The sequence below is a fragment of the Acidobacteriota bacterium genome, from assembly GCA_016716905.1.
In the GTDB taxonomy this organism is placed as follows: domain Bacteria; phylum Acidobacteriota; class Vicinamibacteria; order Vicinamibacterales; family SCN-69-37; genus SYFT01.
Genome location: JADJUS010000022.1, coordinates 138,856 through 156,866 on the forward strand (window position 1 = coordinate 138,856; position 18,011 = coordinate 156,866).

Here is an 18,011-nt window from a genome sequence, read left to right on the forward strand (position 1 = left end):
AGTCAGCGTGGCGACATCTGATCAGGAACCCGCACGCTGTGCGCTGCCGCGACAATGCCGAGGCGGCACCGCTCGTAGCTCCACCCGGCCATCAGGTCGCGGGCCCGGCGCCCCATCTCGAGGCGCTCGGCATCACCGGCCAGCAGGCGGCGGAGCGCAGCGGCAAGCGCAGGGACATCACCGGCCGGCATCAGCAGGCCCGTCCGGCCGTCATGCACCAGATCCGGCACACAGCCCACTTCCTCGGCGACGACGACCGGAACACCCGCGCACATCACTTCATTCACGATCAGGCCCCACGGCTCGCTCTCGGCGGGCAGCACAAACACATCCGACGCCGCGTAGACCCTCGGCAACTCAGCCTGGTTCACGAAGCCGCCAAAGACCACCCGGCCGTCGAGATTGTATTCGACGACAAGCGCCTTGAGCGCCGCTTCCATCTCCCCGGTGCCGACCATCAGCAGCGACGCGTCCACGCCTTCGTCGCGCAGGAGCGCAATCGCCCGAATCACATCCTCGGGATGTTTGCGGGGGATGAACTTCGAGGCAAACAACACCACGGGCCGGTCCGCTGTCAGGCCGAACCGCTGACGCATCGCCGCGCACTCGTCCTGCGACAACGTGGACGCCTTCATGAAGCGATCGTTGTCCACGGTGTACGGCACATCGAAGATCTTCTCGGACGGCACACCCAGCGCGCGGTAGTACTCGCGGTTGGCCGTACCGATGGCCAGGAATCGATCCACAAAACGGAACGCGCGAGACAACACGCCATCACGCACGCGCCGCTTCCACGGCTGCCGCCGCAGCCCCAGGTGTGTCTCCGACCGGAGGAACACGGGAATGCCCCGGCTCCTGGCCGCGAGGAACGCCAGGACATCTGCCGCGTAGGCATAACCGTGCAGCAACACCGCGTCGTATTTCCCGCGGCGAATTTCGGTCCAGACCTCCGGACACACCAGCGACCAGAACCCTCCGGGCACACGGCGGCGAGCGTTGTCGCCAAGGAACACCGATTGATACCCGTTCAGCAGGTCCACATCCCATTGGACGGCCTGTCCAAACCCAGGGTCCAGTCCGCCACGCAGGCTGAAATCGCTGCAATAGAGAGCGGTCACCTCAAGCCCCTCATCGCGATTCAGGTACGCGTAGAGCGGGGCAAAGTACTGAATCGGGTGAGAGTTGACTACGGCCAGCCGGAAGGGCTCCGCCATTACTGGTGGCTCCGCTGCCTGACAAAACGCCCCATCGCGTCCTGCCAGGTGGGCATCGTGACCCCGGCACGATGCAGCTTGGCATTTGAGAGCGCGGCAAAGAGCGGACGCGGCGCAGACCACGTCATCTCGGCTGCGCACCCGGCCTGCAGGCTCATCTCGGGAAATCCGCCCAGGCGCCGCAGATGGTCGGCCACGTCAAACCACGTGGCGTGGCCGGTATTCACGCAGTGATACAGACCCGCGGGCGCCTGGCGTTCGACGAGCGTACGCGTGGCGGCAATCACGTCTTCAACGAAACTGGGTGACACCACGCGGTCGCTGAACGCCACCGCCGGCCCGCCCGACGACATCTGCGACCAGAGCCGGTCGATCGAACTGCCGGCCGTCCCGCCACCAAACAGGCTCTCGACCCTGAGCACGTAGTGGCGCGGGGCGTCGGTCGCCAACTGTTCTCCGAGGAACTTGGTCATGCCATACACACTGCGCGGATTCGGGGCATCGTCTTCGGTGTAGGGTCGATCGGCGTCTCCGTCAAAGACGAAGTCGGTGCCGTAGTGGACCAGTGTGGCGCCGTGTTCAGCCGCCACGCGCGCGAGCGTGCGCACCGCAAAGGCGTTGGCCGCGAGTGGCGGCAGCGGCGCCGCCTGTGCGGCATCCACGCGGTTATCGGCCGCACAGTTGAGGATGAGGTCAGGCGCAAATTGCGCCATGACGCGGCGGACCTGATCACACTCCGTGATGTCGAGATCGGCACGCGACAGTCCGGCTACGGTGTGGCCGTCCGCCGTCCAGGCCTCCACCGTCGCGGCACCGAGTTGGCCGGCCGCACCAGTCACGAGCACGTTCACGCCGACGCCGCCTCATAAAAACGCGCGAGGGTGGCCACCACGTACTCCTGATGCGCTTCGGTGAGTTCGCCATAAATGGGCAACGCCAGCGACTCAGCCGCCGCGCGTTCACTGTGCGGAAAATCTCCGGCGGAGTGACCCAGATCGCGGAAACACTGCTGCAGATGAAACGGCACCGGGTAGTACACCTCGCACCCGATTCCGGCCGCCTGCAGGAAGTCTTTCGCGGCGTCTCGCTGCGGCAGGCGAACAATGAACTGATTGTAGATATGGAAGGCGCCGGCCTGCTCCACAGGCAGCACGACTTGCGACAGGCCATGGGAGGCAAACAACGCGCGGTAGCGGTCGGCGTTGCGCCGGCGTGCGGCCGTCCAACCGGACAAGTACGGAGCTTTGACGCGCAAGACTGCAGCCTGCAGCTCATCGAGTCTGAAATTGCCGCCGACCTTGTCATGGTAGTAGCGACGTTCCGCGCCGTGGCCGCGCAGGAGACGAATCTCTGCGGCAAGCGCGGCATCCTGCGTGGTCACCAACCCGCCGTCCCCAAACGCGCCGAGGTTCTTCGACGGAAAAAATGAAAAACAGCCGGCCGCGCCCATGGACCCGGCCTGACGCCCCTGCCAGGTAGCGCCGATGCTCTGACAGGCATCCTCAATGATCGGCACGCCGGCGCCGGCGGCGATGGACATCAGCGCGTCCATGTCCGCGCAATGGCCATAGAGATGCACCGGCACGATCGCCCGCGTCTTCGAGGTCAGGGCGGCGGACACACCCGCAGGATCGATGTTGTACGTCACCGGGTCGATATCCACGAGCACTGGTCGCGCGCCAAGTCTGCTGATGCAACCGGCGGTGGCGAAAAACGAGTACGTCGAGGTCACCACTTCATCGCCGGGGCCCACACCCAGCGCCATCATCGCCACCAGAAGGGCGTCGGTCCCTGACGACACGCCGACCGAGTCGGTCACGCCCAGCATTCCGGCCAACTCGCGCTCGAGGGCCTGGGTTTCGGGACCCAGGATGAACCGCTGGCTGTCACAGACGCGGGTGACCGCCGCAAGAATCTGCTCGCGCAGGGGTTCGTACTGTGCCTTCAAATCGAGCAGCGGCACGGGTGAGTGAGACGGGGGTGTGGAGGTGGGAGTCGTCATCGTAGCTGCTATCGTAGCGCGGAGATTACCGAGCGGCTGTGTTATCGTCCTGAACCGATGGCATCACGGCGCGCGCTAATTACGGGTATTACCGGCCAGGACGGTTCGTATCTGGCCGAACTGCTGCTCGCCGAAGGGTACGAGGTCTTCGGCCTCACCCGCCGCTTGTCGGCGGCGAACTACTGGCGCATCGAGCACCTGCTCGATCGCATCACCCTCATCCCGGGTGATTTGCTCGATCAATTGTCGCTCATTCGCGCGCTCGAACGCGCCCAGCCGCAGGAGTTGTACAACCTTGCGGCCATGTCCTTCGTGCCGGCGTCGTGGGACCAGCCCATGCTCACTGGTGAATTCAACTCGCAAGGTGTCACGCGGGTGCTCGAAGCGGTGCGCGTCGTGGATCCGAAAATCCGGGTCTACCAGGCATCCTCCTCCGAGATGTACGGCAAAGTGCGCGAGATTCCCCAGACCGAACTGACGCCCTTTTACCCGAGAAGCCCGTACGGCGTCTCAAAGGTCTTTGCCCACTACATCACCGTGAACTACCGCGAAAGCTACGACCTGTTTGCGGTGTCCGGCATCCTGTTCAACCACGAGTCGCCGCGGCGCGGGCTCGAGTTTGTCACGCGGAAGGTCACCGATGGCGTGGCCCGCATCAAAGCCGGCCTCACCGACCAACTCGGACTGGGCAACCTCGATGCACAGCGCGACTGGGGCTTTGCCGGCGACTACGTCCGCGCGATGTGGATGATGCTGCAGCAGGACGAGCCGGACGACTACGTCATCGCGACCGGCGAGAGTCACTCGGTCAGGCAACTCGTGGAGATTGCCTTCACACATGCCGGCCTCGACTGGCAGCAGCACGTCGTGCTCGACCCGGCATTCATCCGCCCGGCCGAGGTGGACCATCTCATCGGCGATGCGTCAAAAGCCAAGGCCCAGTTGGGCTGGGCGCCCACGGTGGATTTTGCCGGGCTCGTCACCATGATGGTGGACGCCGACCTGGCACGCTACGGCCGCTAGCGTGTGACGATGGCGGGGGCGCCCCAGACCGCCAGATCGTTGTCGGGCGTGGCCGCACCCGCGCCGGCGCGGGTATTAAAAATAATCTCGACCTTCTGACCCGCGTACGGCGACAAGTCGAGCAGGAGCGGATACCACTGCCGGTCAACCGGGTTCCCAGACGGGTTGACGACCAGGCTCACGAGTTCATCGTACTTGCCGTTCGCCGTGACGCCGACCATGAAGAGCACGCCGTCGCCCGGCTTGGTCCAGGCTTCTTCGCGCAGGCCCAGGCTGACATCGAGCCAGGCATGTGGCGGCACGTCTTCCTGCCAGATGATTCGAGAGGCCTCTGAAACGGCGATCGACTTCAGCGTCCGCCCGGCGATCGTGACGTCACCCAGGGTGAACGCGTCTGGGCGGGGCCGCGCCTGCGTGGCCAGCGGGAACCGATCGACCAGGTCGGCGAACATCTCTGGCGCGCCCAGCGAGCGGAACCACACCACGAGTACCAGAGCGCCGAGCAGCGCCCCGACCAGGAACCACTTCCACCGGCCGATCATCGTCCACATGTTTACGCGCCTCCGAGGAGCGACGTCAGATATCGCCCGTATTCATTGTGGGGACCAAACGGCGCGGCGAGCCGCTCGAGTTGTGCGCCGTCGATCCAGCCCTGCCGAAACGCGACTTCTTCAGGACAGGCGATCTTCAGGCCCTGCCGGCGCTCGATGGTTTCAATGAACTGGCTCGCCTCGAGCAGCGACGTGTGCGTGCCGGTATCAAGCCATGCGTAGCCACGGCCCATCACCTCGACCGCGAGTTCGCCGGCCTCGAGGTAGCGCCGGTTGAGGTCGGTAATCTCCAGTTCACCGCGCGCGGAGAGCTGCTGCGTGGCCACAAACTCCGGCGCCCGGTTGTCATAAAAATACAGGCCCGTCACGGCAAAGTGTGACTGTGGTCGCGCGGGCTTTTCTTCGATGGACGTGGCGCGGCCCTGTGCGTCAAATGCCACCACACCGTACCGTTCCGGATCCTGCACATGGTAGGCAAACACCGTGGCACCGGCGGCGCGGTGATTGGCCGCCGCGAGCCGCTCCGGCAAGTCGTGACCGTAAAAGAGGTTGTCACCCAGGATGAGCACAGATGGTCCGCCCTGGAGAAAGTCGCGCCCGATGACAAACGCCTGCGCCAGGCCGTTGGGTTCCGGCTGCACGGCGTACGACAGGGAGAGTCCCCAGTCGCGACCGTCGCCCAGCAGCGACTCAAAAATCGGTGTGTCCCGCGGTGTCGAAATGATCAGGATGTCGCGCACGCCTGCCAGCATCAATGTGCTGAGCGGGTAATACACCATCGGCTTGTCAAAGATGGGCAGCAACTGCTTTGACACTGCGCGCGTCGCGGGATAGAGGCGAGTGCCCGAGCCGCCGGCCAGAATGATGCCTTTACGAGATTCGGGCATGGGGAATCTTACCTGACGCGTTCCTTGACGGCTGCCCGAGTCTCCCGGTCGGCGTCACGTTTTTTGACCGTCTCACGCTTGTCGGGCGCCTTCTTGCCTTTCGCCAGGGACACGGCCAGCTTGATCCGGCCGCCCTTGAGGTACATCCGCGTCGGCACCACCGTCAGGCCCTTCTCGGCCGTCTTGCCGATGAGCTTGCGCAACTCGTGTTTGTTGAGCAGGAGTTTTCGGGTGCGACCCGGATCGTGTGACGCGGAACCGCTGTGGCTGTACTGGCCGATGTGCAATTTGAAAAGAAACGCTTCGCCACCTTCAATGCGGACGTAGCTATCGCGAAGGTTGACCAGCCCCTCGCGAATGGCTTTGACCTCGGTGCCCACCAGCACCATCCCGGCCTCAAAGTGCTCGAGCAGGTGGTAGTCGAATGCCGCCTTGCGGTTCTCCGCCATCACGACGGGGGCGTCGTCTTTTTTTCCGGCCGGCGCCGGTGGGCGCGCGTGTCCGGTCTGATACGACGTGGTCTTGCTCAGAACGCCACCATCCGCATTGATATTACAGCTTCGCTGGGAACGATCAGCGCATTCCGACGATGTCGGCGACACGTTCGCCGATGGCCAGACTTGCGGTCAGCCCTGGCGAATCGATGCCGGCGGCATGCGTCAGCCACGGGCGCCGGTGGTCGGTGCGGATGAGGAAGTCGGCAAATCGCTCGGTGGCCGGGTGCGCCTTCGCCCGGATTCCGCTGCCGCCAAGGCGCAGGTCGTCCATCGTGACGGCGGGCAGCAGGCGGCGGGTCGGCTCGAGAAACGATGCGAGCGGTTCGCGGTCGGCCTCGTAGTCGTCTTTGCGCGACTGGTACCGAATGGTCGGGCCGACCCAGACGGTGCCCTCCACGGTGCGCGTGAGATGAACGCCGAGCCCATGCCCCGAACCGTGCGGCACCGGATAAACGAGGCCGCTGATGAGTCGCGAGGCCTTCGGCGTCAGTTCCGCGTATTCGCCACGGCAGGGGTGAATCGTGAACGGCTCACCATCACAGACGCGCGAGACATCATCCGCGTGGAGACCAGCCGCGTTCACGACCGCATCAGCGTCGATGCGTTCGAGCGGTGTCACCACCTCAACACGGTCGCCGGCCGGTTCCACTGCCAGTACAGGAGACCCAGGAAGCACATGGCCGCCGTGCGCCTCCACCTGGCGCTGCAATGCCGACACAAAGGCGTGGGCATCAACCCAGCCGGTGTGCGGGGACCACAACGCCCGCGTGGCACGTACATGGGGCTCGCGCGCGTGCACGAACGCCGCGTCAACGAGGTCCACCTCCACACCACAGGCCCGGGCATTGGTGGCGAGGGGCTCGAGGTCCGGTTCCTCGGACGCGTCGGTGGCCACCACCAACTTGCCCGACTCGTGATGCGGCACCTGGTGTGCCTGGCAGAACTGCTTGAGGCGATCACGGCCCTCCACACACAGGGTGGCCTTGAGTGACCCCGGCGGGTAGTAGAGGCCGGCATGAATCACGCCGCTGTTGTGCGTGGATGTGTCGAGCCCCGCGCGCCGGTGCCGTTCGAGCACCACCACGTCACGGCCCCTCTGCGCGAGCGACAGCGCACACGCCAGTCCGGTGACGCCCGCGCCGATGACGACGATCATGCGGCGAGGCGGGCGGCCAGGAGAATGGCTTCCACCATGCTGCCGGCATCGGCGCGGCCCTGACGCGCGATATCAAACGCGGTGCCGTGATCGACCGACGTCCGGATGATCGGCAGCCCCAACGTGACGTTGACCGCGTGGCCAAAGGCGAGCAGCTTGATCGGAATGAGCCCCTGGTCGTGGTAACACGCCACCACAACGTCGAAGTCGCCCCGCGTGGCGCGCACAAACACGGTGTCGCCGGGAAACGGGCCCGTCACGTCGATACCCTCCGCGCGCGCGGCGTCGAGGGCAGGAGCGATGGTCTCAATCTCTTCCAGGCCGAGCAAGCCGTCTTCGCCGGCGTGGGGATTGAGCCCCGCCACGGCGATTCGCGGCGAGACAAAACCGAAACGCGGCATGGCGGCAGCCGTCACGCGAAGCGTCTGCAGCAGCCCTGCGGTGGTGAGCGCGAATGGCACCTGCGCCAGGGGAATGTGCACGGTGGCCAGCACCACCCGGAGTGGCTGCGACCAGAACATCATGGTGGCCCCATCAACGCCACACAGGTGTGCCAGGAGATCCGTGTGCCCGCGCCACGGCAGCCCGGCAGCCGCGAACGCGGCCTTGTTGATGGGTGCGGTGGCAATCGCCTGAACGCGACCGGCGAGAGCATCTTCCACTGCGCGGACAATCTCCGCGTATGCGCGCCGGCCGGCGTCCGCGTGCACCTTCCCTGCCGGGTAGATGGCGAGGTCCTCGGGCCGGTGCGGCCCGTAGAGCACGGGGCGGCATACCGCGAGCACGCGCGGGTCGCGCACCGCCGCCTCGGCAATTTCCGGTCCGATGCCGGCAGGGTCGCCAACGGTGACGGCGATGGCGGGGAGCGGGGTCACTGCTTCGGAACCGGTGCCCCGAGTTTGAAGACGTGGGGGTGGTCGGTCTTGATGGCGTGACGAGTGTCCACCACGAGGCGGGCGTACTTCACCACGTCCTTGAAGTCGAACTGCCGGTGGTCAGTCAGCACCACCACGCAGTCTGCCGCAGCCATCGCCGCCGGCGTCAGGGGCACCGACGACATGTCCACCGCGCCGGGCCAGTGCAGACCATCGATGAACGGCGCAAAGGGATCGTGATAGGTCACGCGCGCGCCTTTTTTCATCAGCAGGGCGATCACGTCGAGCGCGGGCGATTCGCGCACGTCATCGATGTCGCGTTTGTACGCCACACCCATCACCAGAATCTCGGCCCCGTTGACCGCCTTGCAGTGGGCATTCAGCGCATCGGTGATCTTGTCCACCACGTGGTGCGGCATGGCGCCATTCACCTGGCCGGCCAGTTCGATGAACCGGGCTTCGAAGCCGACCTCCTTGACCTTCCATGACAGGTAGAAGGGGTCAATCGGAATGCAGTGCCCTCCCAGGCCGGGCCCCGGGTAAAACGGCATGAACCCGAACGGCTTCGTGGCGGCCGCATCGACGACTTCCCAGACGCTGATGCCCAGACGATCACACATCATCGCCAGTTCATTCACCATCCCGATGTTCACCGCGCGGAAGGTGTTTTCGAGCAACTTCACCATCTCGGCCACTTTTGGCGAACTCACTTCGACCACGCGATCGATCGACGAGCGATACAGCGCGCCGGCGAGCCGCGCGCAATCGGGCGTCAACCCGCCCACCACCTTGGGCACGTTCTTGGTGGTCCATTTTTCATTGCCGGGGTCCACGCGTTCGGGAGAAAACGCCAGAAAGAAATCGACGCCCGCCTTGAGCCCGCCGCGCTCGAGAATGGGCTGCACCACTTCTTCGGTGGTGCCGGGATACGTGGTGGACTCGAGAATCACGAGCATGCCCGGGTGGAGATGGCCGGCAATCGCCTCAACAGCCGACACCACAAACGAGAGGTCCGGGTCCTTGGTCTTGCGGAGCGGCGTGGGCACGCAGATGTTGATCGTGTCGAAGTCCCGCACGGCTCCAGGGTCCGTGGTGGCGGCCAATTTGCCCGCCGTGACCAGCGCGGCCACCGCCTCGGTGGGCACATCCTGGATGTAGGACTCGCGGCGATTGATCTGATCGACCTTTCGCGCATCCAGGTCAATCCCTGTCACCGAAAAACCCGCCTGCCCGAATTCCACGGCCAGGGGCAGCCCGACGTAACCCAGGCCGACTACGCCAACTTTGGCGGTGCGATTGGCGATTCGTTCGAGCAGCGTGTCGGCGTGGGACATGGCAGGGTGATTATAAGAGATTGAGGGTTGAGGGTTGAGGATTGAGCGATTGAGGATTGGGATTGCACGCGCTTGGAAATTGAGGATTGAGGATTTGGCGATTGAAATTGCCTCATGGTGCGATGGGCGGATCGCGAGATTGCGGGATGGGGCGATTGCCGGATTTGGGATTGGATTGCGGGATTGGGATTGGATTGCGGGATTGTCGGATTGGATTGCCTGGATTGAATTGCCCATCGCACCATCAGCGATCCCACCATCCCACCATCAGACCATCCGACAATTCCCATCCTCAATCCCAAATCAGCAATCGAGCCATCCCGATCCTCAATCGCTCAATCCTCAATCCTCAATTGCATGGCGGATCGCTGAGCTCTCTATTGCGGGTGTCCGCCTAGATGCCCACGGCGACCCAGTCGGCGACGATCTTCGGGCTCGCATTGCGGTCCAGCGCGGCCTGGCCTCGCGCGACCACGCCGAACGCAGCGATCACGCGGTCTGGCGGATAGGCGCGAACGAGGGCGCGCAGGTCGGCTTCACGTCCTGAGTTGGAGAGCATCGCCGTGCCGGCCGTCGCGGTGGCGAGGGCGCCTATATCGCGCAGCAGCGATGACACGAGTGCCAGCCGGATGCCCAGCGATTCGCGCGCCCGCCGATGTTTGGGTGACTTGGCCAGTTCGGCGGCCGCCTTCAGTTTTGCCTCCAGCGACGGGGCCACGGACTTCCGGACCAGATCCATTGCCAGTGCCTGATCGCCTTCGAGCTCGGCGCCGTCGAGCGCGAGGGCCCGCGACACACTGCCGCCGGCCAACGCGGCGCACGTCTGCGCGGAGGCCGCGTCAATGCCGTGGCGGCTCTGCAGCACCTGCGCCACCTCGTGGTCCGCGAGGACACCAAAACGCACCCGCCGGCAGCGCGACAACACCGTGGGGCGCAACGCGTCCGGGTACGCGGAAATGAGGATCAGAATGGCGGCCGGAGGGGGTTCTTCCAGTGTCTTGAGCAGGGCATCCTGTGCCTGCACGCTAAGGGCGTCGGCGGGGTCGATGATGAACACCCGTCGCTGGCCTTCGAACGGCCGATACCCAACCAGATCGATCACGCGATCGCGAATGGACTTGATCGAGATGGAGGCAATGTCGCCGTTGTCCACCTCAACGACATCAGAAAACTGGCCTTTGTTGATTCGGACGCACACGCTGCATGTGCCGCAGGCCACGCCCTCGCGCGCGGCCGGGCAATTCAGGGTTTGCGCGAGGGCCCGCGCCACGGTGTGTTTGCCCACGCCCTCCGGCCCGGCAAACAACAGCGTCTGCGGGACCCGGCCGTGGCCCACCGCCTGCCGGAGCAGCGCCTGCACGCGCGCGTGACCGACGGGTGGTGGAATGGTCATGACGAAAGGAAGTGGCGGGGCCGACGAGACTCGAACTCGCGACCTCTGGCGTGACAGGCCAGCGTTCTAACCAACTGAACTACGACCCCGCAAAAAATGGGCGATACAGGATTCGAACCTGTGACAGCCGGCGTGTAAGGCCAGTGCTCTACCGCTGAGCTAACCGCCCGTGCCGACAACCGGACGATTATCCCACCGACGCGGGCCCGATGACAAGTCCAGAGTCCAAAGTCCAGGGCCTGCCCGCCGTAGCGCAGCGCGCGGAGGCGGGTCCAGAGTCCGCTCGGGCCATCCTAGACCCTGAGCCAGAGCAGCACAAATACGCAGACCAGGCCGGCCACGCTCCGATACTCACGATTACGGCCGAAGGCGCGGTGTGCACTGAACCGGCGCACCACTTCTGCGGCGCGGCCGGCGCGATAGGCCGCATATTCGCCGTCAAATCTCTGGTCAAGCGTGGCTTCTTCCGAGCGCATCGCTGCCACGTACGTGACCAGAAAATACGCAAGAACCAGGACCGCCGTCCCGATGCTCGCCGCGGCAATACCGAACCCGACCGCCATGATGCCCGACCCGACGTACAACGGGTGTCGCATCAGGCGGTACGGCCCCGAACGCGTTACCTCAGCGCCCTTCTCGATGTGACCGGCCGCCCACACTCGCAACGCCTGGCCGACCAGCGCGACCGCCGCCCCAGCCAGAACCGACGCGGTCGTGGGCGTGGCCAGCCAGAACGCCACCACAAACGAGAGGAACCCCAGCGGCACACGCCACCGCGCCAATTGCGTCAGCATCAGGCGGCTCCCATCCGCCGGGCAATCGCCCGCGTCACTTCATCAACAGTCACATCGCCAAGGCACCACGTCGGCTGTCGATGGCATTGACGCTTGTAGTGACAGTCACACGAGTCGTACCGGCTGATGGACACGTCACGATCATCCCATGGACCGTTGCGGGCCGGCGTGGTGGGGCCAAAGAGCGCCACGATGGGCGTGGCGGTGGCGCCCGCGATATGCAACGGTCCGGTGTCGCCAGAGACGAACAGTTTCGCAGCGCGGGCGATGGCGACAATGTCGGCCAGCGTGGTCGAAGGTGCGCAGACGGCCGCGCCGGCGGAACCATCAACGACGGCCTGCGCGATGGCGTGCTCGCCCGGCCCCCACAAGACGACCGGCGTCCATCCGTAGGTGGACCGAATCACCCGAGACACTTCGCCGAACAACTGCGGCGGCCACCGTTTGTTCGGCCAGGCCGCACCCGGATTGATCACGGCGAAGTCGCCAATCCCCTGAGCGCGTAACGCGTCCAGGGCCGGCGACGCCGACTCAGACAGCGGAAAACGGAAAGCTATCGTCGGGGTCCTGGAGTCCTGGGGTCCCGGGGTCAGCGCACGCACGAGGGAGAGATTCTTCTCGATGACGTGGCGCCCCTCACCGACGGCCACGGACTCGGTATAAAACAACCGCGCCGCCGGCTCGCGCAGTCCGGCCCGGTCAAAACCCACCACGCGACCGGCGCCCGACCCACGCGCCAAGGCAGCCGACTTCACCAACCCCTGCAAATCGATCGCGAGATCGTAGCGGCGGGCGCGCAACGCCCGAATCGTGGACCACCATCCCCCGGCTGTGCGGCGCCCCAGCACGATGACCCGAGTCAGGTCGGGCACAAGCGTCAGCAGTTCGGCATGCGCCTGCTCCACCACCCAGTCGATCTGCGCCGTGGGCCACGCCGCCCGTAACGATGCCACGGCCGGCAGGGCATGAATGAGATCGCCGAGTGACCCCAGGCGCACCACCAGAATCCGCTCCGGCGCCCGCATGGTCATTCCGCCGCGGAACCTGCGAGCTTCGTGAGCAGCGCCCTGGTGGAGTGGTCTTTCGGATCGCCCACGATGGCGACGCGTCCACCGTACGCACGAACGGTTTCACGTTCGGGCACCGTGTCCACGGTGTAGTCAGTCCCCTTGCAGTGCACGTCCGGCTTGATCATCGTCAACAACCGATCCACCGTGGGGTCATCAAACACCACCACGTAGTTGACGCAGGCGAGCGCGGCCACCAACTCCGCGCGCGCCGCCTCATTGAGGATGGGGCGGCCTTCGCCCTTGAGCCTTCGCACGGAAGAGTCGGAGTTGACCGCGACGACCAGCCGATCACCCTCGGCGCGTGCGCCCTGGAGGTACCGCACGTGCCCGACGTGCAGCAGGTCGAAACAGCCGTTTGCGAAGGCGACGGTCATCCCGGCCTGCCGATCGGCGGCAATCTGCGCGAGGAGCTCGGTTTCGGTCAGCACGTCGCGGCCAGCAGTTCGGCGGCAGAGACGGTGGCGGTGCCGCGCTTCATGACCACCAGACCACCCGCGTGGTTGGCCAGGCGCGCCGCCTCGCCAAACGTGGCTCCCGACGCCAGGGCCAGGCCGAACGTGGCAATCACCGTGTCGCCCGCACCGGTCACATCAGCGATTTGATCTGATCCGACAATGGGAATGTGGTCGGTCGGGCGGCCGGGCTCGAACAACGCCATGCCACGGCTGCCCCGCGTGATGAGCACGGCCCTCGACTGCAGCTTCCGCAGCAACGTGCGGCCCGCCTTTTCAAGGGCCGCCGGGTCATCACCAATCGACACGCCCAACAAGGCCTCAACCTCAGGCTCATTGGGCGTGCAGGCCGTCACGCCGCGAAATCCGGCAAGGCCATACCTGGAGTCCACCAGAATCATCGGTACCCGCCCGACGTACGCCGGGTCCACTGCCCCTTTGGCGCCGGCACGAAGCCGGTCGCCGCGTCCGGCGGCCTTGGCCTCGGCGCGCGCGATGAGCTCCGGCGCATACAGGCCGCTCCCATAGTCGGACACGATCACCACGTCGGCATTGGCGAGGGCGGCCGCCAACGCGTCCTCAAGGCGGCGTACCACCGCGGCACGCTGCCTGGCCGACATGACCTGACCGGCCCGATCGATGCGCACCACTTGCTGCTTGGCCGAATGCACGCCACCGGCCAGCACCCGGGTCTTGACGGGTGTCACGTAGCCCCGCACTCGCGCCACGCCACGCGTATTCGCGCGCGAGGGCATGGCCTCGAGCAACCGGCGACCGGCATCGTCGCGACCCACCGCACCCACCACTTTCACACGGGCGCCCAAGGCCACCACGTTGTTCGCCGCGTTGCCGGCACCGCCTGGCAGCACCTCAGTGGTGTCGTACTTGAGGATCAGCACCGGCGCTTCGCGCGAGACCCGCTCGACCTGTCCGTACAGGAACTCGTCGGCAATGAGATCCCCGGCCACGACCACACGGGCGCGTGAGAAACGGGAGATGAGGTCCGCGTATCGCTGTGTCTCTTCGCGGGTCATGTGCGCCGCTCTCCTTCCGCGAGGATCAGCACCGTTGCTTCCATCAGATCCATCACCACCGGTGTCCCTGCGGGCAGACTGAGATTCGGTTTCCGCAAGTCGCGTTCACCGTGGCCCGTCCGCACCAGAATACCGCGTGCGCCCACGGCGGCGGCCATCATGACATCAATGTCGCGGTCTCCGACCACCCACGACCGGGCCAGGTCAATGTCCCAGCGCGCGCACGCCGCGTCGATCATGCCGCGGCCTGGCTTTCGGCAGGCACACGGTCCGCGCATCTCTGCCGCAACCGCGCGCGGATGATGCGGACAGAGGAACCACCCGTCCACGACCGCGCCAGACTCGTGCAAGGTGACATCAAGCGAGGCATGCAGCTCGTGCACAAACGGTTCGTCGAACAACCCCAATCCAATGCCGCCCTGGTTGGTCACCACACACACGAGGTAACCGGCGCGGTTGAGCAGACGGACCGCGTCCATCGTCCACGGAAACCACCGCACGTCTTCACGCCGATCGAGATACCCGACCTCATCGATCATCGTCCCATCGCGATCGAGGAACACGGCTTGACGACTCACGACATTCCTTCCGGCGCTGGCCGCTCAAGGTGTTGCGACACGGCGGCCACCACTGTCTCCACGTCGATACGCTTCATGCAGCGGTGGTCAATTGGGCAATCGCGGAGGTGGCACGGCCGGCAGAACACATCGGCCGTCAACACCGCGCCGCGGCCGAGGGGACGCGTGGCGCGTTCGTCGGTCGGGCCGAACATCGCAATCACCGGTCGCCCAAGCGCGGCCGCCACATGCATCGCTCCCGAGTCGTTGGACACAAACACACGGCACCTCGATGCCACTCCCACCAGGCTGCCGAGATCGGTTCGGCCCACGAGATCCAGCACGCGCGATTCCGTCTCGGGCGCGTGCGATCGGAGCCAGGATTCTATCGCACGCAGACTGGGGCGGTCGTGCGCCGCACCCACCACAACACACGTGACACCGTGCTCGCGTATGAGATGCGCCATCACGGCGGCCATTCGCTCGGGCGGCCACTGCTTCGCCTGGCCGTATGCCGCGCCTGGCGCCACACCCACCAGCGGCGCGTCCACCGGAATGCGGGCCCGCAACAGCAGGTTCGCAACCACTGCGAGACTTCCAGCCGATGCCGCCAGCGTGGGAGGCGCGTCGTCACACGCAATGCCCAGCCCGCGGACAAGCCCACGGTAGTAGTCGGCATGGTGGGCGCCGCCCGCCGCCCGCTCACTTCGACGCGTGAGCAACCATCCACGCGCGCTGCGGGCGATGCCCCATCGCTGCGGGATGCCGGCCCGACGCAGCGACCACGCCGACCGGAATGAATTCGGGAAGAGGATGCCGAGGTCGAAGGCGCCCTCACGCAACGCCATCACCGCATCACGCGGCGAAGGCGGCAGCACCAGAACGGCATCAGGCCGCACCCCGGTGTCTTCGCGGAACAGCGCCGCCACCGATGGAGGAGCAGCCACCGTGAGCGACACGGAGGCAAAGTGCGTGCGGAGTGCCGCCATAGCCGGCAGGGCCAGGACGGTGTCACCGAGCCAATTCGGCGCGCGTATCACGACACGTTTCACGACGAGCTCTCGCCTTCGGCACGGGGAAACATGCCTGCCACCGGTGGCTCATCGTCGCGCCATCGCCGGTGCATCCAGAGCCAGAGTTCGGGCTGGCGCCGCACGTACATCTCGAGGACGTCCGTGCAGCGCTGTGTGAGCTCCACAACCGGGTCCGGAGAATCCGCGCGCGGCAATTCGATCGGATGTTCGTAGACGATGCGGCAGGTGCCGTCGGGGGACGGAATGGCAAATATCGGGATCACGGCGGCGCCAGTTCGAATCGCCAACGCGCCGACAGCGGAGGTCGTGGCGGCAGGCCGTCCGAAAAATTGAACCGACACGGCGTCGGCCGGCTGGATGTGCTGGTCGATCAGAATGGTGACCGCGTCGCCGGCACCGAGCGCGCGCAGGACGCGCCGCAGCGCGCCGCGGCGGTAAATCACCTGATTGCCGGTGCGGGTCCGCGTGTGTTCCAGCAGCGTCTGCAACTGCGGGTTGTCGAGCTTTCGCGCCAGGACGAACATCGGCGGCAGCACCAGTGGGTGCGCGAGTCCGTAGACCTCCCACAGGCCAAAATGCCCGGTCACCAGCAACACCCCGCGGCCGGCGGCGATCGCTTCGCGCACGCGGTCCTCGCCCTCAAAACTCACCCGGGCGCGGATCTGCTCGGGGCTCAATGTGCTGAACTTGAGCAGCAGCGTCAGCGAGCGGCCGAAGTGCGCAAATGTCTTTCGCGCGATGGCACGGCATGCCGCCGGCGGTTTTGATGGGAACGCGGCCTGCAACTGCCGGATGGCGAGGCGCCGATGGCCGGCATCGATGGCCCAGAAGATGTGACCGATGCCGGCGCCCAGCAGGCTGACGGCCCGGTCGGGCCACGGTGCGACCATGGCCCGAACGACGACCACAATCGCGTACTCAATGCGATGACGCAGCGCGCGCGCACTCACGCCGGCACCGCCGACGAGCCCCCGGATCGTCCGCGAGCGGATTGGACCTGCGCTGCGAGCCACCCGGCAAATTCGGCGGCGGGCTCGATGGTGACGCGCAGGGGCCACTCGTAGACGGGCACGGGCAGTGGACGCAGCGCGCGCAGGCGAACGGCATCTTTACTTGTGGTGAGGACACCGGCGGCGCCACCCGCGCGGACATCGCGCGCGAGGCGCGCGAGGTCCGCGCGCGTGTAGCGGTGGTGGTCGCCGGGGCCCCAGGCCCCGGCGACCACATAGCCGGCGTCTTCGACCGCGCGGGTGAATCGCGCCGGGCCGGCGATGCCGGCCAGCGCGATCACGCGCGCGCCGGGCGCCAGCGCCGGGACGCCCGTCTCGATCGAGACGGGCGTCCCGGTGTGGCGAACGAGGCGGAAAGGGGACGGGTGTCGATCTGTGGAAAACCCGGTCACGGAAAAGACGTCGGGTGTCTTTTTGGCGGACGCAGGCAAAAAGACACCCGACGTCTTTTCCCCAGCCGGGTTTTCCACAGATCGACACCCGTCCCCCTGTGTGCCCCGGTCCTCAATCACCGCGTCGGCGCGCGCCAGCGCCGACACCGGCTCCCGCAGCGCGCCGAACGGCGCGCGGCGGCCCGTCAGGTCGCCCGGCGTCACAAGTACCAGGTCCACATCGCGCGCCATCTGCCGATGCTGAAACCCGTCGTCGAGCACCAGGGCGGTGGCCCGCAGGATGTGGCGCGCGAACGCGCCGGCGATCGCCCGCTGGTCGCACACCAGCACGGCGACGCCGGGCAGATCCCTGGCCAGCATCAGTGGTTCGTCGCCCGCGCGATCCACATCGGCCAGCAGGTGCCGCCCGTCCGAGACCACCACCACGCCATCCTCTGTCCGTCGCCGGCCGTAGCCCCTGGAAAGAATCGCGGGCCGTTCACCCATTTCAAGGAGCAGCCGCGCAATGGCCGCCACAGTGGGCGTCTTCCCCCGCCCACCAAACGCGATATTCCCGACGGAGATTACGAAAGGGGACGGGTGTCGATCTGTGGAAAACCCGGCTGATGGGAAAACGACCGCTGAGCGGAAAACGACCTCTGAGGTAGTTTTTTCGGCGGAAGGGACAAAAACTACCTCAGAGGTCGTTTTCCCAGCAGCGGTCGTTTTCCCCTGAGCCGGGTTTTCCACAGATCGA

Annotated in this window: 19 protein-coding genes and 2 tRNA genes; 1 reads left to right on the forward strand and 20 read right to left on the reverse strand. The window is 65.9% G+C overall.

Translation table 11 applies throughout. The annotated features are described in order from the left end of the window. Window positions 1–2: 2 nt before the first annotated feature. The 3 genes from IPL75_16790 to IPL75_16800 are packed head-to-tail and all read right to left on the reverse strand — an operon-like array spanning window position 3 to window position 3,216. A complete protein-coding gene (locus IPL75_16790; protein MBK9241855.1) occupies window positions 3–1,214 on the reverse strand; it encodes a glycosyltransferase in 1,212 nt (403 codons plus the stop codon). Continuing rightward, a complete protein-coding gene (locus tag IPL75_16795) occupies window positions 1,214–2,065 on the reverse strand; it encodes an NAD(P)-dependent oxidoreductase (GenBank protein ID MBK9241856.1) in 852 nt (283 codons plus the stop codon). Before IPL75_16795 ends, IPL75_16790 begins: the two co-directional genes overlap by 1 nt. Continuing rightward, window positions 2,062–3,216, reverse strand: coding sequence for a DegT/DnrJ/EryC1/StrS family aminotransferase (locus IPL75_16800; GenBank protein MBK9241857.1), 1,155 nt, complete (start codon window positions 3,214–3,216; stop codon window positions 2,062–2,064). The genes IPL75_16795 and IPL75_16800 overlap by 4 nt, the downstream gene beginning before the upstream one ends. A gap of 57 nt (window positions 3,217–3,273) precedes the next feature. On the opposite strand from IPL75_16800, the gene gmd reads away from it, so the two are divergent. Next, a complete protein-coding gene (gmd, locus tag IPL75_16805) occupies window positions 3,274–4,239 on the forward strand; it encodes a GDP-mannose 4,6-dehydratase (GenBank protein MBK9241858.1) in 966 nt (321 codons plus the stop codon). Here the strand turns inward: gmd and IPL75_16810 are convergent. The 17 genes from IPL75_16810 to lpxK form a co-directional block, all read right to left on the reverse strand. Further along, a complete protein-coding gene (locus IPL75_16810) occupies window positions 4,236–4,790 on the reverse strand; it encodes a hypothetical protein (protein MBK9241859.1) in 555 nt (184 codons plus the stop codon). The two genes, gmd and IPL75_16810, sit on opposite strands and share 4 nt — an antisense overlap. A 2-nt stretch (window positions 4,791–4,792) precedes the next feature. Next, complete coding sequence (gene rfbA / locus IPL75_16815; GenBank protein ID MBK9241860.1) at window positions 4,793–5,677, reverse strand: glucose-1-phosphate thymidylyltransferase RfbA; 885 nt, start codon at window positions 5,675–5,677, stop codon at window positions 4,793–4,795. A gap of 8 nt (window positions 5,678–5,685) precedes the next feature. After that, the gene (gene smpB / locus IPL75_16820; GenBank protein ID MBK9241861.1) at window positions 5,686–6,126 is read right to left on the reverse strand and encodes an SsrA-binding protein SmpB; all 441 of its coding nucleotides are present in this window, start codon (window positions 6,124–6,126) and stop codon (window positions 5,686–5,688) included. A gap of 124 nt (window positions 6,127–6,250) precedes the next feature. After that, window positions 6,251–7,330, reverse strand: a complete 1,080-nt coding sequence (locus IPL75_16825) for an FAD-dependent oxidoreductase (GenBank protein ID MBK9241862.1) — start codon at window positions 7,328–7,330, stop codon at window positions 6,251–6,253. Continuing rightward, complete coding sequence (gene pdxA / locus IPL75_16830; protein ID MBK9241863.1) at window positions 7,327–8,205, reverse strand: 4-hydroxythreonine-4-phosphate dehydrogenase PdxA; 879 nt, start codon at window positions 8,203–8,205, stop codon at window positions 7,327–7,329. Before pdxA ends, IPL75_16825 begins: the two co-directional genes overlap by 4 nt. After that, the gene (locus IPL75_16835; protein ID MBK9241864.1) at window positions 8,202–9,539 is read right to left on the reverse strand and encodes a nucleotide sugar dehydrogenase; all 1,338 of its coding nucleotides are present in this window, start codon (window positions 9,537–9,539) and stop codon (window positions 8,202–8,204) included. Before IPL75_16835 ends, pdxA begins: the two co-directional genes overlap by 4 nt. A gap of 394 nt (window positions 9,540–9,933) precedes the next feature. Next, window positions 9,934–10,932 (reverse strand): DNA polymerase III subunit, encoded by a 999-nt coding sequence (locus IPL75_16840; GenBank protein ID MBK9241865.1) that lies wholly within the window; start codon window positions 10,930–10,932, stop codon window positions 9,934–9,936. A gap of 12 nt (window positions 10,933–10,944) precedes the next feature. Further along, a tRNA-Asp gene (locus IPL75_16845) sits at window positions 10,945–11,021 on the reverse strand. Between the two features lie 8 nt (window positions 11,022–11,029). Further along, window positions 11,030–11,101, reverse strand: a tRNA-Val gene (locus tag IPL75_16850). 124 nt (window positions 11,102–11,225) lie between these two features. Further along, window positions 11,226–11,726, reverse strand: coding sequence for an isoprenylcysteine carboxylmethyltransferase family protein (locus tag IPL75_16855; protein MBK9241866.1), 501 nt, complete (start codon window positions 11,724–11,726; stop codon window positions 11,226–11,228). After that, complete coding sequence (waaC, locus tag IPL75_16860; GenBank protein ID MBK9241867.1) at window positions 11,726–12,757, reverse strand: lipopolysaccharide heptosyltransferase I; 1,032 nt, start codon at window positions 12,755–12,757, stop codon at window positions 11,726–11,728. Before waaC ends, IPL75_16855 begins: the two co-directional genes overlap by 1 nt. Then, window positions 12,754–13,170: an adenylyltransferase/cytidyltransferase family protein gene (locus IPL75_16865; protein MBK9241868.1), complete on the reverse strand. Its 417-nt coding sequence runs from the start codon at window positions 13,168–13,170 to the stop codon at window positions 12,754–12,756. Before IPL75_16865 ends, waaC begins: the two co-directional genes overlap by 4 nt. Window positions 13,171–13,217: 47 nt before the next feature. Further along, window positions 13,218–14,282, reverse strand: a complete 1,065-nt coding sequence (locus tag IPL75_16870; GenBank protein MBK9241869.1) for a sugar kinase — start codon at window positions 14,280–14,282, stop codon at window positions 13,218–13,220. Continuing rightward, the gene (locus IPL75_16875; GenBank protein ID MBK9241870.1) at window positions 14,279–14,860 is read right to left on the reverse strand and encodes an HAD family hydrolase; all 582 of its coding nucleotides are present in this window, start codon (window positions 14,858–14,860) and stop codon (window positions 14,279–14,281) included. Before IPL75_16875 ends, IPL75_16870 begins: the two co-directional genes overlap by 4 nt. Next, complete coding sequence (gene waaF, locus IPL75_16880; GenBank protein MBK9241871.1) at window positions 14,857–15,891, reverse strand: lipopolysaccharide heptosyltransferase II; 1,035 nt, start codon at window positions 15,889–15,891, stop codon at window positions 14,857–14,859. Before waaF ends, IPL75_16875 begins: the two co-directional genes overlap by 4 nt. Next, a complete protein-coding gene (locus IPL75_16885) occupies window positions 15,888–16,823 on the reverse strand; it encodes a lysophospholipid acyltransferase family protein (GenBank protein ID MBK9241872.1) in 936 nt (311 codons plus the stop codon). The genes waaF and IPL75_16885 overlap by 4 nt, the downstream gene beginning before the upstream one ends. After that, a complete protein-coding gene (gene lpxK / locus IPL75_16890) occupies window positions 16,820–18,004 on the reverse strand; it encodes a tetraacyldisaccharide 4'-kinase (protein MBK9241873.1) in 1,185 nt (394 codons plus the stop codon). The genes IPL75_16885 and lpxK overlap by 4 nt, the downstream gene beginning before the upstream one ends. Window positions 18,005–18,011: the final 7 nt, after the last annotated feature.

Excerpts from the sequence above, each read along its gene's own strand:
- IPL75_16790 (MBK9241855.1), bottom strand. The coding sequence starts at position 1,214 with ATGGCGGAGCCCTTCCGGCTGGCCGTAGTCAACTCTCACCCGATTCAG.
- IPL75_16800 (MBK9241857.1), bottom strand. The coding sequence starts at position 3,216 with ATGACGACTCCCACCTCCACACCCCCGTCTCACTCACCCGTGCCGCTG.
- gmd (MBK9241858.1), top strand. The coding sequence starts at position 3,274 with ATGGCATCACGGCGCGCGCTAATTACGGGTATTACCGGCCAGGACGGT.
- IPL75_16810 (MBK9241859.1), bottom strand. The coding sequence starts at position 4,790 with ATGTGGACGATGATCGGCCGGTGGAAGTGGTTCCTGGTCGGGGCGCTG.
- rfbA (MBK9241860.1), bottom strand. The coding sequence starts at position 5,677 with ATGCCCGAATCTCGTAAAGGCATCATTCTGGCCGGCGGCTCGGGCACT.
- smpB (MBK9241861.1), bottom strand. The coding sequence starts at position 6,126 with ATGGCGGAGAACCGCAAGGCGGCATTCGACTACCACCTGCTCGAGCAC.
- IPL75_16825 (MBK9241862.1), bottom strand. The coding sequence starts at position 7,330 with ATGATCGTCGTCATCGGCGCGGGCGTCACCGGACTGGCGTGTGCGCTG.
- IPL75_16835 (MBK9241864.1), bottom strand. The coding sequence starts at position 9,539 with ATGTCCCACGCCGACACGCTGCTCGAACGAATCGCCAATCGCACCGCC.
- IPL75_16840 (MBK9241865.1), bottom strand. The coding sequence starts at position 10,932 with ATGACCATTCCACCACCCGTCGGTCACGCGCGCGTGCAGGCGCTGCTC.
- IPL75_16855 (MBK9241866.1), bottom strand. The coding sequence starts at position 11,726 with ATGCTGACGCAATTGGCGCGGTGGCGTGTGCCGCTGGGGTTCCTCTCG.
- waaC (MBK9241867.1), bottom strand. The coding sequence starts at position 12,757 with ATGACCATGCGGGCGCCGGAGCGGATTCTGGTGGTGCGCCTGGGGTCA.
- IPL75_16865 (MBK9241868.1), bottom strand. The coding sequence starts at position 13,170 with ATGACCGTCGCCTTCGCAAACGGCTGTTTCGACCTGCTGCACGTCGGG.
- IPL75_16870 (MBK9241869.1), bottom strand. The coding sequence starts at position 14,282 with ATGACCCGCGAAGAGACACAGCGATACGCGGACCTCATCTCCCGTTTC.